This window comes from Clostridium sp. CM74B_53 (assembly GCF_036318045.1).
Classification (GTDB): Bacteria; Bacillota; Clostridia; order Lachnospirales; family Lachnospiraceae; genus Pilosibacter.
The window spans coordinates 82,268-96,237 of the sequence record NZ_JAWQDE010000003.1 but is presented as its reverse complement, the minus strand read 5'-3'; the positions used below and the strand labels follow the sequence as shown (position 1 = coordinate 96,237).

14 protein-coding genes are annotated in these 13,970 nt (G+C 45.0%); all 14 read left to right on the top strand.

Annotation, left to right across the window (positions count from 1 at the left end; translation table 11 throughout):
- The first annotated feature begins 11 nt into the window (after nt 1-11).
- Complete coding sequence (locus V2546_RS03380) at nt 12-491, top strand: phage terminase small subunit P27 family (protein ID WP_021869614.1); 480 nt, start codon at nt 12-14, stop codon at nt 489-491.
- Nucleotides 491-2,038: a terminase TerL endonuclease subunit gene (locus V2546_RS03375; RefSeq protein WP_329751565.1), complete on the top strand. Its 1,548-nt coding sequence runs from the start codon at nt 491-493 to the stop codon at nt 2,036-2,038. Before V2546_RS03380 ends, V2546_RS03375 begins: the two co-directional genes overlap by 1 nt.
- Before the next feature lie 81 nt (nt 2,039-2,119).
- The gene (locus V2546_RS03370; protein ID WP_021869612.1) at nt 2,120-3,430 is read left to right on the top strand and encodes a phage portal protein; all 1,311 of its coding nucleotides are present in this window, start codon (nt 2,120-2,122) and stop codon (nt 3,428-3,430) included.
- Nucleotides 3,427-4,143 carry a head maturation protease, ClpP-related gene (locus V2546_RS03365; RefSeq protein WP_155176890.1) on the top strand — a complete coding sequence of 239 codons (717 nt, stop codon included), beginning with the start codon at nt 3,427-3,429 and terminating at the stop codon, nt 4,141-4,143. Before V2546_RS03370 ends, V2546_RS03365 begins: the two co-directional genes overlap by 4 nt.
- A 14-nt stretch (nt 4,144-4,157) precedes the next feature.
- Nucleotides 4,158-5,354 carry a phage major capsid protein gene (locus tag V2546_RS03360; protein WP_021869610.1) on the top strand — a complete coding sequence of 399 codons (1,197 nt, stop codon included), beginning with the start codon at nt 4,158-4,160 and terminating at the stop codon, nt 5,352-5,354.
- A 17-nt stretch (nt 5,355-5,371) separates the two neighbouring features.
- Complete coding sequence (locus tag V2546_RS03355) at nt 5,372-5,647, top strand: head-tail connector protein (RefSeq protein ID WP_021869609.1); 276 nt, start codon at nt 5,372-5,374, stop codon at nt 5,645-5,647.
- Nucleotides 5,647-5,973, top strand: coding sequence for a phage head closure protein (locus V2546_RS03350; RefSeq protein ID WP_021869608.1), 327 nt, complete (start codon nt 5,647-5,649; stop codon nt 5,971-5,973). The genes V2546_RS03355 and V2546_RS03350 overlap by 1 nt, the downstream gene beginning before the upstream one ends.
- A complete protein-coding gene (locus V2546_RS03345; RefSeq protein WP_021869607.1) occupies nt 5,961-6,392 on the top strand; it encodes a hK97 gp10 family phage protein in 432 nt (143 codons plus the stop codon). Before V2546_RS03350 ends, V2546_RS03345 begins: the two co-directional genes overlap by 13 nt.
- Complete coding sequence (locus V2546_RS03340) at nt 6,389-6,742, top strand: hypothetical protein (protein ID WP_021869606.1); 354 nt, start codon at nt 6,389-6,391, stop codon at nt 6,740-6,742. Before V2546_RS03345 ends, V2546_RS03340 begins: the two co-directional genes overlap by 4 nt.
- Nucleotides 6,743-6,758: 16 nt before the next feature.
- Nucleotides 6,759-7,373 (top strand): major tail protein, encoded by a 615-nt coding sequence (locus V2546_RS03335; protein ID WP_021869605.1) that lies wholly within the window; start codon nt 6,759-6,761, stop codon nt 7,371-7,373.
- A gap of 35 nt (nt 7,374-7,408) precedes the next feature.
- Nucleotides 7,409-7,822, top strand: coding sequence for a hypothetical protein (locus V2546_RS03330; protein WP_021869604.1), 414 nt, complete (start codon nt 7,409-7,411; stop codon nt 7,820-7,822).
- A 188-nt stretch (nt 7,823-8,010) separates the two neighbouring features.
- A complete protein-coding gene (locus tag V2546_RS03325) occupies nt 8,011-10,638 on the top strand; it encodes a phage tail tape measure protein (RefSeq protein ID WP_329751562.1) in 2,628 nt (875 codons plus the stop codon).
- A gap of 14 nt (nt 10,639-10,652) precedes the next feature.
- On the top strand, nt 10,653-11,426 hold the full coding sequence (locus V2546_RS03320) for a distal tail protein Dit (RefSeq protein ID WP_155176894.1): 774 nt from the start codon (nt 10,653-10,655) through the stop codon (nt 11,424-11,426).
- On the top strand, nt 11,426-13,969 hold the full coding sequence (locus V2546_RS03315; RefSeq protein ID WP_158420909.1) for a phage tail spike protein: 2,544 nt from the start codon (nt 11,426-11,428) through the stop codon (nt 13,967-13,969). Before V2546_RS03320 ends, V2546_RS03315 begins: the two co-directional genes overlap by 1 nt.
- The last annotated feature ends 1 nt before the right edge of the window (nt 13,970 follow it).

The window sequence follows — 13,970 nt, the reverse complement described above, 5'->3', positions numbered from 1 at the left end:
AGGTGAGGACAGTGGCACAGAGAGGACGTAAGCCAAAGCCTACGGCAGTAAAGGTGTTGGAGGGCAATCCGGGCAAGAGAAGCCTTAATACGGCCGAACCGAAGCCTGAAAAGAAAGCACCACGCTGTCCGTCATGGCTTGAGGATGAAGCGAAAAAAGAATGGAAGAGGATGAGCAAGCAGCTGGAGCAGTTGGGGATTCTCACGGAGATTGATATGGCTGCCTTTGCCGGATACTGTCAGGCATATGCGAGGTGGAAAGAAGCAGAGGAATTTATCACGCAGCATGGAACGATTGTGAAGACTCCGAGTGGCTATTGGCAGCAGGTGCCACAGGTATCCATTGCACAGACCTATCTTAAGATTATGAATAAATTTTGTGAACAGTTCGGACTTACTCCTTCTGCGAGAAGCAGAATTGTTGCAGATACAGCTGAGGACAAAGAAAGTGATGAGATGGAACTTCTCTTGATTAAGGGAGGTGGCAGATAATGTATGATGTGACAAAAGCGGATCATGCGGTCAACTTTATCAATTGTCTGAAGTACACCAAAGGGAAATGGAGGGGAGTTCCGTTTGAACTTCTCTCCTGGCAGGATGAGATTATCCGCACATTATTTGGTACGGTTAAGGAAAATGGCTACAGGCAGTACAATACCTGCTACTGTGAGATTCCGAAGAAAAATGGAAAGTCGGAACTGGCGGCTGCCATTGCATTATATATGACCTGCGGTGACGGGGAATGGGGAGCAGAAGTGTATGGCTGTGCTTCCGACCGCCAACAGGCATCTATTGTATTTGATGTGGCTGTGGATATGGTGGATCAGTGTCCTGCTTTGAAAAAGAGAATTAAACCAGTGATGTCGGTTAAGAGGCTTGTGTATAAACCGACCAACAGCTTCTATCAGGTGTTATCAGCTGAAGCATATACCAAGCATGGTCTGAACGTACACGCTGTTATTTTTGATGAACTTCATGCACAGCCGAACAGAGAACTTTTTGACGTTATGACAAAAGGCTCCGGTGATGCCAGAACACAGCCTTTATATTTTCTGATTACTACAGCCGGAACAGACAGAAATTCGATTTGCTTTGAACAGCACCAAAAAGCTGTTGACATTATAGAGGGCAGAAAAATTGACCCGACATTCTATCCCGTGATTTATGGTGCATCCGATGAGGATGACTGGACGAGCGAAGCCACATGGTATAAAGCCAATCCTTCCCTTGGAGAAACCATCGATATTGAAAAGGTTCGAAATGCTTACATCAGTGCAAGGGAAAATGCTGCAGAAGAGAATATCTTCCGGCAGCTTCGATTAAACCAATGGGTAAAACAGTCTACCCGTTGGATGCAGATGGATAAATGGGATTCGTGTGCATTCCCCGTAAATGAGGAGGAACTTATCGGAAGAACCTGCTATGGCGGTTTAGACCTTTCGAGTACATCGGATATCACGGCATTTGTACTTGTGTTTCCACCAAGAAATGATGAAGAAAAATACATCATTTTACCATACTGCTGGATACCGGAAGATAACATGAGACTCCGTGTCAGAAGGGACCATGTTCCTTATGATGTGTGGGCAGCAGAAGGGAGTCTGGAAACCACGGAAGGAAATGTCATTCATTATGGTTTTATAGAGAAATTTATAGAGGAACTTGGTACGAAGTACCACATAAAAGAAATTGCATTTGACCGTTGGGGTGCAACGCAGATGGTGCAGGATTTGGAAGGTATGGGATTTACTGTTGTTCCTTTCGGGCAGGGGTATAAGGATATGAGTCCGCCAACGAAGGAACTTATGAAGCTGACACTTGAGGAGCGAATTGCCCACGGTGGGCATAAGGTTCTCCGTTGGATGATGGATAACGTGTATGTCAGACAAGACCCTGCCGGAAATATCAAAATGGATAAAGAAAAATCTACAGAGAAAATTGATGCTGCAGTCGCAACCGTCATGGCACTTGACCGTGCAATCCGTAATCAGGGAAGTGATGGCAGTGTGTACGATGCCAGAGGAATTCTGGTGTTTTAGGAGGATGACATGATTTTGGTCAGCATATTAGGCTTCTTTCTCATAAGGGAAGCAATCAATCAGGCATTGGAGGGATAGCAGATGGGAATAAAAAGTTTGTTTGGTTTCGGTCAGGCGAGGGATAAGCCTGTACGGAATTACAGCAATGGTGAGTATACATTCAATTTCGGACGAAGCACCAGCGGAAAGAGCGTCAATGAAATGACAGCCATGCAGACTACTGCAGTTTATGCATGTGTGAGGATTTTGTCAGAAGCAATCGCATCGCTTCCAATTCATGTATATCGATACAAAGACGGTGGGAAGGAAATGGTTTGTGACCACCCGCTTTATACGCTGCTCCATGATGAGCCAAACCCGGAGATGATTTCATTTGTGTTCAGAGAAACGCTGATGAGTCATCTTTTAATTTGGGGAAATGCATATGCACAGATCATACGAAATGGGAAAGGCGAGGTGCTTTCTCTGTATCCGCTACTTCCAAACAAGATGAGTGTGGAGAGGGACAGTAATGGAGTGCTGTATTATGTGTATTCCCGTTATACAGATGAGAATCCCAACATGAAAAAGATGGGAGATATCATCTTAAGGCAGGAGGATGTGCTTCATATTCCCGGACTTGGATTTGATGGTCTTATCGGTTACTCACCTATTGCAATGGCAAGGAATGCTGTCGGTATGACGATGGCATGTGAGGAATATGGTGCCAGTTTTTTTGCTAATGGTGCAAATCCCGGTGGTGTGTTGGAGCATCCGGGTGTGTTGAAAGACCCGGCAAAGGTAAGGGATTCTTGGAATGCAGTGTATCGTGGAACGACCAATGCCCACAAGATTGCCGTACTTGAGGAAGGGATGAAATACCAGCAGATAGGTATCCCACCGGAGGAGGCGCAGTTCCTGGAAACAAGAAAGTTTCAGATTAACGAAATTGCAAGGCTGTTTCGGATACCGCCACATATGGTCGGTGATTTGGAAAAGAGCAGTTTTTCTAATATTGAGCAGCAGTCCTTGGAATTTGTGAAATACACACTTGACCCGTGGGTAATCCGATGGGAACAGGCACTTAAAAAATCCCTTTTTCTGCCGGAAGAGAAAAAAGAGTTTTTTATAAAGTTGAATGTGGACGGTCTGCTCCGTGGAGATTATCAGAGCCGAATGAATGGTTACGCCATCGGCAGACAGAATGGTTGGCTGTCGACCAACGATATCCGTGAAATGGAAGATATGAATCCATTACCGGAAGAGGAAGGTGGCAATCTGTATCTTGTGAACGGTGCGATGACGAAGCTGAAGGATGCAGGAGCATTTGCCAAAGAGGGAACGAAAAGCACGTCAGAGGAAACCGAACCGCAGCAACCACCAGACAATAGAAACAGAGGAGGTCTACGATGAAACGAAAGTTTTGGAACTGGGTCAGAAACGAGGGGGAAAGAACCCTCTTTTTAAATGGAGAAATCTCAGATGAAACATGGTACGGGGATGAGGTTACCCCTAAGTTATTTAAAGACGAACTGTTATCCGGCGAAGGGGATATTACCGTATGGATAAACAGTCCGGGCGGTGATGTGTTTGCAGCTGCCCAAATCTACAACATGCTGATGGACTATAAAGGTCATGTGACTGTGAAGATTGACGGTCTTGCTGCTTCGGCAGCCTCCGTGATTGCAATGGCAGGAACAAAGGTGCTGATGAGTCCGGTGGCAATGATGATGATCCACAACCCGGCTACGATAGCCATTGGAGATACAGCAGAGATGAAAAAGGCAATTGAGATGCTTGATGAAGTCAAGGAATCCATTATGAATGCCTATGAAATCAAAACCGGATTGAACCGCACGAAAATCTCACATCTGATGGATGCAGAGTCCTGGTTCAATGCAAAGAAAGCTGTGGAACTTGGGTTTGCGGATGAAGTTCTCTTTGATAAGGGAAAAGAGGAAAATTCGGAAGAAAAGGAAGAAGAAAAGGAAGAGGAATTGGAAGCCATCCTGTTTTCAAGGTCGGCTGTTACCAATTCCTTTTTTAATAAGCTGATTCCCGGAAAGCCGGAGAAAAAGGTAAACATTAGCGAGCTTGAAAAGCGGCTCAGTCTGTTAAAGCCATAAGGAGGGCAATGAATATGAGTACAGTATTGGAATTAATGGAAAAGAGAAAGAAAGCATGGGAAACTGCCAAGGCATTTTTGGATTCCAGAAGGGGCAGTGATGGTCTGATTTCTGCAGAGGACAATGCGACTTACGAAAGAATGGAAGCGGATGTGGTGGCACTCGGTAAAGAAATCGAGAGATTGCAGAGACAGGCTGCCATTGATGCGGAACTGGCAAAGGCTACTTCCGAACCAATCAAGGATAAGCCGGGCATGAAGCCGGGGGATAAGGGGAGCGGACGTGCATCTGCTGAATACCAGACTGCATTCTGGAATGCGATGCGTAAGAAGAACTATTACGATGTCAATAATGCACTTTCCATCGGGGAAGATGCCGAGGGCGGTTATCTGGTGCCGGATGAGTTTGAAAGAAAATTGGTGGAAGGACTGGAAGAGGAGAGTTTCTTCCGTTCCCTTGCAACCGTAATCAGAACTTCCAGCGGTGACCGCAAGATTCCGATTGTTACGGGTAAGGGCGAAGCAGCATGGATTGACGAGAACGGACAGTTCCCTGAATCTGATGACAGCTTTGGTCAGACATCTATCGGAGCATATAAACTTGCTACCATGATTAAAGTATCGGATGAACTTTTAAATGATAGTATATTTGACGTTCAGGCATATATCGTGAAAGAGTTTGCAAGACGTATCTCCACAAAGGAAGAGGAAGCATTCTTTGTTGGTGACGGTGCCGGAAAACCTGTCGGTATTTTCAATGCCACCGGAGGTGGAGAAGTTGGTGTAACAACTACGACTGCCAACATCACATTTGATGATGTCATGGATCTGTTCTATTCATTAAAGGCTCCTTACCGTAAGAAGGCTAAATGGATTTTGAATGATTCCACAGTTAAGGCACTACGTAAGTTAAAGGATTCCAACGGTAATTATATCTGGCAGCCTTCTGTGTCTGTAGGTGTACCGGATATGATTTTGAACCGTCCTTATTACACTTCCACATTTGCACCGGAAGTGGCAGCAGGAGCCACACCTCTTGCATTCGGTGATTTTTCTTATTACTGGATTGCAGACCGTGAGGGCAGAAGCTTCAAACGTCTGAATGAACTTTATGCAACCACAGGACAGGTCGGTTTCCTTGCAAGCCAGAGAGTGGATGGAAAGCTGATTCTTCCTGAAGCTGTGAAACTGCTTAGTATGAAGTCTGCGTAAGATAGGGGGATGAGGGTATGCTTGTGACCGTGGATGAAGCGAAATTATATCTGCGTTTGGATGGCACGGAAGAGGATGCCCTCATTCAGACGCTTTTGGAGACAGCAGAAAGTCTGTGCCAGGATATTGTAAGAACAGATTTTGATGAAATGGAAGAAGTGCCGGAGATTGTGAAAGTTGGAATTCGTTATGCTGTGACCTATTTATATGAAAACAGGGAAAAGGCAGACTTTGATGAGTTGACTAGGATGCTTAAATTTCTGCTGTACAGTGTGCGGAAGGAGGAATTCTGATGCAGGTCGGAAGGATGAGATACCGCATAGAAATACAGGATTATAAAAGTACACAGGATGCAGACGGGTTTGAAACAAGGGAGTGGATGACAGTCCATACGGTATGGGCAGACATCGCTCCCGTTTCCGGTAAAGAGTATATGGCTTCCAACAGAGAGACTGCAGAAATCACAAATAAAATATACATCCGATTTCGTTCAGGAATTAAATCTACCATGAGAATAAAACACGGGGACAGAATTTTTGAAATTGAGTCCGTGCTTGGAGATAAGCGGAGCGGAATGCTTACCATTATGGCGAGGGAGGTGGCGCGATGGCAAAGATGACATTCAAACTGCCGGAAGAAACCATACGAAAGATGGAAGCACTGGGCAGCTATTATGATGCAGTCACAAGTGCGGTATTGGAAGAAGGGGTAAAGCCATTGTACGATGCTGCGAAACAGAGTCTTTCTTCCGTTATTGGTCAGGCGACAAAAGAACCATCGGAATCAACAGGTGATTTGCTTGAGTCTCTGTCTGTTACGAAACCTTACCAGTCTGCAGATGGGAATTGGAACATAAAGGTGGGCTGTATCGGTTATGACAGAAAAGGAGTACCCAACCCACTGAAAGCTGCTGTTTTGGAACATGGTCGTTCTAATCAGCCAGCCAAGCCGTGGGCGAAGCCGGCCGGCAGAAAGGCGAAGAAGGAATGCATCAAAAAGATGCAGGAAGCATTGGATTCGGAGGTGGAGAAATTATGAGTCTGAACAGCCGAATCATAAAGGCATTAGAACCTATGAAACTGAAAGTGACAGTTTCGGAGTATCCGGTTAATGATGAGGAAGGAAAACCTCAACAACCGGATACTTTTTTGGTAATCATACCCGGAACGGATGATTTCCCTGTATGTGCAGATGACCGACCAATCGTGGAGACAGAGGAAGTTGAACTGGCACTTTACTGTAAAGGAAATTATCTGAAGATGAGGGATGAGATTACTACAAGGCTCCTGGATGCAGACATTACGATTACATCCAGAAAATATATGGAGTTTGAAAAAGAAACAAAATACCACCATTACATTTTTGAAGTAATGGGAATAAGCGAATAGGAAGGAGGATTTGCCAATGGCAACCATCGGTCTTGATAAATTATTTTATGCGCCTATTACAGAGGATGAAAACGAGGAGGAAACCTATGGTACTCCGGTGCAGCTTGCAAAAGCGATTTCTGTGGAGTTGTCTGTAGAACTTGCAGAAGCAGTGCTGTATGCGGATGATGGAATTGCACAGATCATCAAGGAATTCAATTCTGGCACACTGACACTTGGTGTGGATGACATCGGACTTTCCGCAGCATCAGAACTGACAGGTGCAGAGATTGACAGCAATGGTGTACTGGTTTCCACATCGGAAGACGACGGTAAGCCTGTAGCAGTCGGCTTCAGAGCAAAGAAGGCAAACGGAAAATACCGTTATTTCTGGTTATACCGTGTGAAGTTTGCGGTTCCGGCTACCAATTTGGAAACAAAGGGAGAATCCATAAACTTCCAGACACCAAGCATTGAAGGAACGGTAATGCGCAGAAATAAGGTGGACGGAAAGGGCAGACATCCGTGGAAAGCGGAGGTCAGTGAGGATGATTCCGGTGTAAATACAACAACTATCGGAAGCTGGTATAAAGAGGTTTACGAGCCTGCTTATACAACTGAAGCGTCAAATGTATCGGAAGAGGATGCATAGAAACCGGGTAACCGGGATTTGAAAGGAGAAGCAGTATGTACAGTATAGAAGATAGAAGTCAGGTTATTACAATCGGTGGTGTGGAACACAAGCTGATTCTTACCACCAAAGCAACAAAGGATATTACCAAGCGGTATGGCGGTTTGGAGAAACTCGGTGACAAGCTGTTAAAGAATGCAACGATGGAGGAATCGTTGGGAGAGGTTATTTGGCTGATTGCATTGTTGGCAAATCAGGAAATCCTCATCCATAATTTACAGCACAGGGATGAACCGAAACCGCTTCTTACAGAAGATGAAATAGAACTTCTTACCAATCCGTATGAACTGGCAGAATATAAGGATGCAATCATGGCAGCAATGTTAAAAGGCACGAAGCGTCATGTGGAATCCATGCCGGAGAAAAATGAAAAGGGAAACGCACAGACCGGGCAGAGCCACCAGAAGTGAGCTTTGCCCGGTTCGTGTATATCGGAGTAACACAGTTACGGAAACCGGAAGAGGAAGTGCTTTTGACACCGCTTGGCGAACTTATGGATCAATGGGAACTTCACAAACAGTTTCTTGGAATTGCAAAGCCTAAGAGGGAGGTTTTCATTGAGGATATCATACCGGAAGGCATCTAAGGAGGTGTTTGGATGGCTGAGAGTTTCGGTGTCAAGATGGGAGTTGAGGGCGAGAAGGAGTTTAAAAATGCCCTAAAGGAAATCAACTCCGCTTTTAAGGTGCTTGGTTCAGAAATGAACCTTGTCACATCGCAATTTGATAAAAACGATAAATCCATCCAGTCCTTAAGTGCAAGAAACGGTGTGCTGACGAAGGAGATAGAAGCACAGAAAAATAAGGTGCAGACTTTACAGGCGGCACTTGAAAATGCTTCCTCTTCTTTTGGGGAAGCGGATAGCCGAACCAGAAGCTGGCAGATACAGCTGAACAATGCACAGGCTGATTTGAATAAAATGGAGTCTGAATTGAAAGCTAATGAGGATGCCATTGACAGACTGGGACAGGAGATGGAGGAAGCAGAAGAACAGACGGATGATTTTGCAGAATCACTCTCAGACAGCGGAGATGTGGCAGAGGATTCATCCGGTAAGTTCGAAAAGGTCGGTTCTGTTGTCGCAGGAGTCGGTACGGCTATCGCAGCAGCGGCAGCTGCCATTGGTGCTGCCGTTGTGGCAGCAGGCGTGGAACTGGTAAAACTGGGTGATGAATATAATAAGGCTGTCAATCAGATATCCGCATCCACAGGAGCAACAGGCACGGAATTAGAGGAACTTGGTGCAATCGCACAGAAGGTCTATACCAATAATTTCGGTGACAGCCTTGAGGATGTAGCAGAGGGATTATCCATTGTACAGAAAACAACCGGACTTGTGGGGGATGAGTTACAGAAAGCCACAGAGTCCGGTTTTGCTTTGCGTGATACCTTCGGATATGATCTGCAGGAATCGGCTCGTGCTGCCAATGCACTGATGAAGAACTTTGGTGTGACAGCAGAGGAAGCATATAACATCGTTGCAGTCGGCGCACAGAATGGTGCAGACCAAAACGGGGATTTACTCGATACCTTAAATGAATATTCCGCACAGTATTCCGCATTGGGATTGTCAGCGGATCAGTTTGTTACCGGACTTATCAATGGTGCAGAAGCAGGTGTTTTCTCCATTGATAAAGTCGGTGATGCCGTTAAGGAATTTAACTTAAGGGCAAAGGACGGAAGCAATACAACTATAGAAGCATTTCAGGCACTTGGGATGAATGCAGATGAAATGACGAAACGGTTTGCTGCCGGAGGAGAGAGTGCCGAGGAGGCCTTCTTCGAAGTTGTGAATACCTTAAATAATATGGATGACCCGATAGCAAAGAACACGGCTGCGGTTAAACTGTTCGGTACACAGTTTGAAGATTTACAGGCAAATGTACTTCCCGTGCTTGCCGGGATGAAAGATGGGGCGGCTGCAAGCTATGATGCCCTGTCACAAATTAATGAAATAAAATATGCGGATTTGGATTCTGCATTGGAGGGAACGAAACGCTCCATTGAGGGTGTGTTCCTACCAACGGTAAGCCAGATGTCCGCAGGAATAACAGATGTATTTTCCACACTGGGAAATGCAATCAATGAAGCAAACGGAGATTTCAGTCAGATAAGTGTGGCAATTGGAACAGCCATAGGAGATGTGGCAGCCATTATCACAGAGCAGATGCCGATGTTCCTTGAGTTGGGACTTAATATCGTGACCTCTATCGGAGGTGCGATTCTGGAAAATCTGCCGATTTTGATTGAATCTGCGACAAATATTGTGCTGACTATTCTGAATTCACTGATAGCCGCCCTTCCTCAGATAACCGAGGGCGCTTTGCAGTTGGTGCTTACACTGGTCAACGGAATTTTAGCGAATTTGCCACAGTTGGTCGATGCTGCGATTCAGATGATTGTCACACTGGCAACCGGAATAGGAGAGGCACTGCCACAGTTGATTCCGACCATAGTCGATGCGGTGATTTTAATATGCACTACTTTGCTGAACAACATGGATAAAATTCTGGATGCCGCTTTTTCCATCATTACCGGATTAGCCCAGGGACTTCTGAATGCACTGCCGAAATTGGTGGCTGCTTTGCCTCAGATTATTTCGTCCATCATCAATTTCATAACCACAAATCTGCCTAAGATTATTGAGATGGGTGTTAAATTGGTGGTTCAGCTGGCGGTTGGATTGGTTAAGGCGATACCACAGCTGGTGGCAAGTTTACCTCAAATCGTGACAGCCATTATTTCCGGTATTGGAAAAGCTGCGACCTCTATTGTGAGTGTCGGAAAGAATATCGTGACCGGACTTTGGAGTGGTGTTTCTTCCATGATTTCGTGGGTAAAGAACAAGATTTCCAGTTTTGTTGGGGATATCGTTGGCGGTATCAAGAGCCTGCTCGGTATCCATTCACCATCCCGTGTGTTTGCTGGAATTGGTGACAACATGGCCAAAGGTCTTGGCGAGGGCTTCACAGATGAAATGGATAAGGTGTCAAAGGATATTAACAATGCCATTCCTACAGACTTTGATGTAGATGCAAGGGTGGGAGCGAATACACAGACTTCCGGTTCGGGAAGTGGCGGAACGGTGATTACTTATACCGGCCCGCTTGTGAGTGTAGCACAGATGGTAGTACGAAGTGAGGATGATATTCGAAAGGTATCACAGGGACTGTATAACCTGATGCAGTCGGGAACGAGGGCACAGGGAATTATACCAATCACCTAAGAAGGAGGAGAAGCATGGGATTTTCATTTCAGGGAATTCATTCGAAGGAAAAAAAGCTGAAAGCAAGAATTACGGGATATCCCATGCTTCCGGCTTTTAGAAATAATACGGAAAGCATACCGGGAAGGTCAGGGATACTGGATTTTGGAATGGAGTATTCTGAGCGTATCATTCCGGTGGAATGTTCCGTGTTCCCGGAGCAGGATTTTTCTGCTCTGGTACATAGAATAGATGAAATTAATGGGTGGCTGAATCCGTATAGAGGGGTTCAGCCATTGATTTTTGATGAATATCCGGACAGATATTTTATGGCGAGACTGAATACGGAAATCAGCATGGAAAGAGTATCACGGACAGCAGGTACGTTTTCTTTGGAGTTTATCTGTCCTGATCCATTCGGTTATGCCGTAGAGGATGAGGTGTTTTCTATCGCAGCAGAGGGCAAGACCACTGTAAACAGACAAAAGGGAAATCTTATATCTGAACCGATTTTTGAATTAAAAGCGATTATGGACAGCACCTCTTCTTATGTGGATATCGAAGTAAATGGGGAGTTGGTTCGTGTAAAAGGAAAACTTGCGGAAGGAGAAACCTTTGTACTTGATACGGCAAAGCTGACGGCTAAAGTTGTGGATTCCAATACCGGGGTAACATTGCGGAACGCTCTTTCACAGCTTGATGAGTTGGTGTTCCCGGAACTGAATCCGGGCGGTAATGAGGTTCTGGTTTCTGTAAGTGGTGCAACCTTTACGGAACTTACGATACAGGGAAGGAGCAGGTGGGTGTAATGGGATTAAAACTGCTTGTAAATGCAACCGAAGATTTCACAGGCGAATTTCGGAAAACAGCCAATACACAGGCACAGTGGAAAATGAATGATTCACCGAGTGGTGATGATACAACGCTACACGATTCGTCCGGTCATGCGAGAAATTTTACCATCAATGGATGGTCGGGAACAACAGCATCTACCCGTGCCGGAAAACTTGGGAAATTTTTTCGGTTCAATACCGTAAATCCAGCAACGGAAAAAACACATCTAAGGGCAACGAATACAGGGGATTTCTTCACAGAATTGGGAAAGAGAATCGTGGCAGGAGGGTGGATATACCCAACTACTTATTCGGTAGGGACAACATTTGTACCTATTTTCAGTACCAGAAGCGGTCCGGGAAATCCTCTGTTTTATCTTTCCCTTCGTTCAGGAAGATTGCGAAATATGCTTTATGATGCTTCTGGTACGCTGATTTATGACGTTATCGAGCCAGACCCGATGGGGGTGGTGCTGCAAAACAATGGTGCGTATTTTATTGGAACGGTCATTGATTTGGAGGCAAAGACTGTACAAAGCCTTGTTTGTGACAGAAGCACAGGGGATGTGTTTAAGACAGCAATTCGTTCTTTTACCGGGGAACTGAATCCTTCCTGTACTGCAGATATCGTCATGGGAATGTATGCAGACAGTTACTACTTTGCCGGAGGATTTGATGATTGGTTTTATGAAACGGATTCTAATCTGACAATTGATGATTTGGAAGCACACTTTCTTTCCGGTCTGTTAGCAAATGGTGCAGATGTGGACTCGTCTGTGGATGCCATATCAAATCCGGGCAGTGTGACCTTAAAGCAGACGGACGGTGTATATGCAGAAAGCGGTGTCCTTTATACAAGGATTTTAGACCTTGGGGAAGGTGGTCTTGCCGGAGAGGGAAAGATACAGCTTGTCGGTACGGTGGATGCAGGGATTACATCCATTTCGGAAGTCAAAACAAGAACATCTGACTCTTTGGAAGATGTATCTTTTTCAGATTGGGAAGCGGTTGGAACGGATGGAGTGATACAATCTCCAAATTTAAGATACATTCAGATACAGATGACGCTTTCTACAACAGATACGTCTATGACACCGGAACTGAGTGCAATTCAGATATACGAGACACCAAAGGCCCCCTATTCTAAATTGGGATATGCAAGGCCGGTGGTGTTAAGTGATGGTGGAATCAGGGAAGCAGTATTAGAAAATGCCTATGACATTATTGTTACGAGTGAATTGAACGGTTCTGACTATTTGGAATTTTCTATTCCATTCAAAGATGGGAAGCGATCATATCTCGATAATGAAAAGAAACTGCAGATTACTAAGGATATTTACCGTATCCGAACAGTCACGGATGATAAGGGTGAGGACGGAAAGACGGTAACGAGCATTTATGCGGAAGCTGCGTTTTATGACCTTGCATATTCTGAAAAGAAAAGTGAACAGACATATGAAGCGGAAACCGCAGAAAAGCCGATGGCTTATGCACTGCAGGGAACCGGATGGAGTGTTGGAAAAATAACGGTATCAACGAAACGTTCCTGGCAGTCCACGGATAAAAATGCCCTTTCCATGCTTCGTACCATTCAGTCCATTTATGGTGGTGATTTGGAGTTTGACAATGTAAATAAACAGGTCAGCCTTCTGACACAATCTGGAAGTAACAGTGGTGCTGTGTTTGCCTATCGTAAAAATATGAAATCCATACAGCGGGTGGTGGATACCAGAAGTCTTGTGACAAGACTCTATGCTTATGGTGCAGATGGTATGACCTTTGCAAGTATCAATAATGGAAAGGAATATGTGGAGAATACGGAGTATTCTTCAGAAATCAGGGTATCAACGCTTGATTGTTCCTCTTTTACCAATCCATATCAGATGCTTGAATATACCGAAATGCGACTGGCAGATTATTCTAAGCCGAGTATTTCTTATGTCATACAGGTAATGGATCTGTCTGTACTGACTGGGTGGGAGCATGAGAGTTTCGGTATCGGAGATGTGGTAACCGTGGATGATAAGGATTTGGGAATCCGAATCAGCACGAGAATTATTCGTATGGATTATAACGTGCAAGAGCCGTGGAAGACAGTCATTGAGCTTTCCACCAAGTTAAAAGAACTGGGTGATTCATCTGCTTCGTGGGAGAAGGCAGCAGATACTCTTTCCTCATCGGATTTGCTGGACAGACAGGAGATGAAGGATTTGGTGGTAAACAACCATCTGCTGAATTCCAGAGCAGATGATGGATTCAGCTATTGGCAGAATTCAGGTTTTGAGGTGGATGGAGAAAACGGTGCTTCCGGCAATGCAAGTTTTAAGTGTGTGGGAGCGTTGAATACCACAAAAACACTGTCACAGGAAGTATATCCGGCTACCAGAAGCAGCTACACAGTATCGGCAAGCATAGTAACTGAAAATCTGAAAAAGGGAGCGAATGGAAGGGTTGGCATTGAACTTATCATTGAATATGAGGATGGTTCGGAAGAAACAAGATTTGTAGAGTTGTATTAGG

Bases quoted from the DNA above. Each gene is read 5' to 3' on its own strand.
- V2546_RS03375 (WP_329751565.1), top strand. From the start codon at position 491: ATGTATGATGTGACAAAAGCGGATCATGCGGTCAACTTTATCAATTGT.
- V2546_RS03370 (WP_021869612.1), top strand. From the start codon at position 2,120: ATGGGAATAAAAAGTTTGTTTGGTTTCGGTCAGGCGAGGGATAAGCCT.
- V2546_RS03365 (WP_155176890.1), top strand. From the start codon at position 3,427: ATGAAACGAAAGTTTTGGAACTGGGTCAGAAACGAGGGGGAAAGAACC.
- V2546_RS03360 (WP_021869610.1), top strand. From the start codon at position 4,158: ATGAGTACAGTATTGGAATTAATGGAAAAGAGAAAGAAAGCATGGGAA.
- V2546_RS03355 (WP_021869609.1), top strand. From the start codon at position 5,372: ATGCTTGTGACCGTGGATGAAGCGAAATTATATCTGCGTTTGGATGGC.
- V2546_RS03350 (WP_021869608.1), top strand. From the start codon at position 5,647: ATGCAGGTCGGAAGGATGAGATACCGCATAGAAATACAGGATTATAAA.
- V2546_RS03345 (WP_021869607.1), top strand. From the start codon at position 5,961: ATGGCAAAGATGACATTCAAACTGCCGGAAGAAACCATACGAAAGATG.
- V2546_RS03340 (WP_021869606.1), top strand. From the start codon at position 6,389: ATGAGTCTGAACAGCCGAATCATAAAGGCATTAGAACCTATGAAACTG.
- V2546_RS03335 (WP_021869605.1), top strand. From the start codon at position 6,759: ATGGCAACCATCGGTCTTGATAAATTATTTTATGCGCCTATTACAGAG.
- V2546_RS03330 (WP_021869604.1), top strand. From the start codon at position 7,409: ATGTACAGTATAGAAGATAGAAGTCAGGTTATTACAATCGGTGGTGTG.
- V2546_RS03325 (WP_329751562.1), top strand. From the start codon at position 8,011: ATGGCTGAGAGTTTCGGTGTCAAGATGGGAGTTGAGGGCGAGAAGGAG.
- V2546_RS03320 (WP_155176894.1), top strand. From the start codon at position 10,653: ATGGGATTTTCATTTCAGGGAATTCATTCGAAGGAAAAAAAGCTGAAA.
- V2546_RS03315 (WP_158420909.1), top strand. From the start codon at position 11,426: ATGGGATTAAAACTGCTTGTAAATGCAACCGAAGATTTCACAGGCGAA.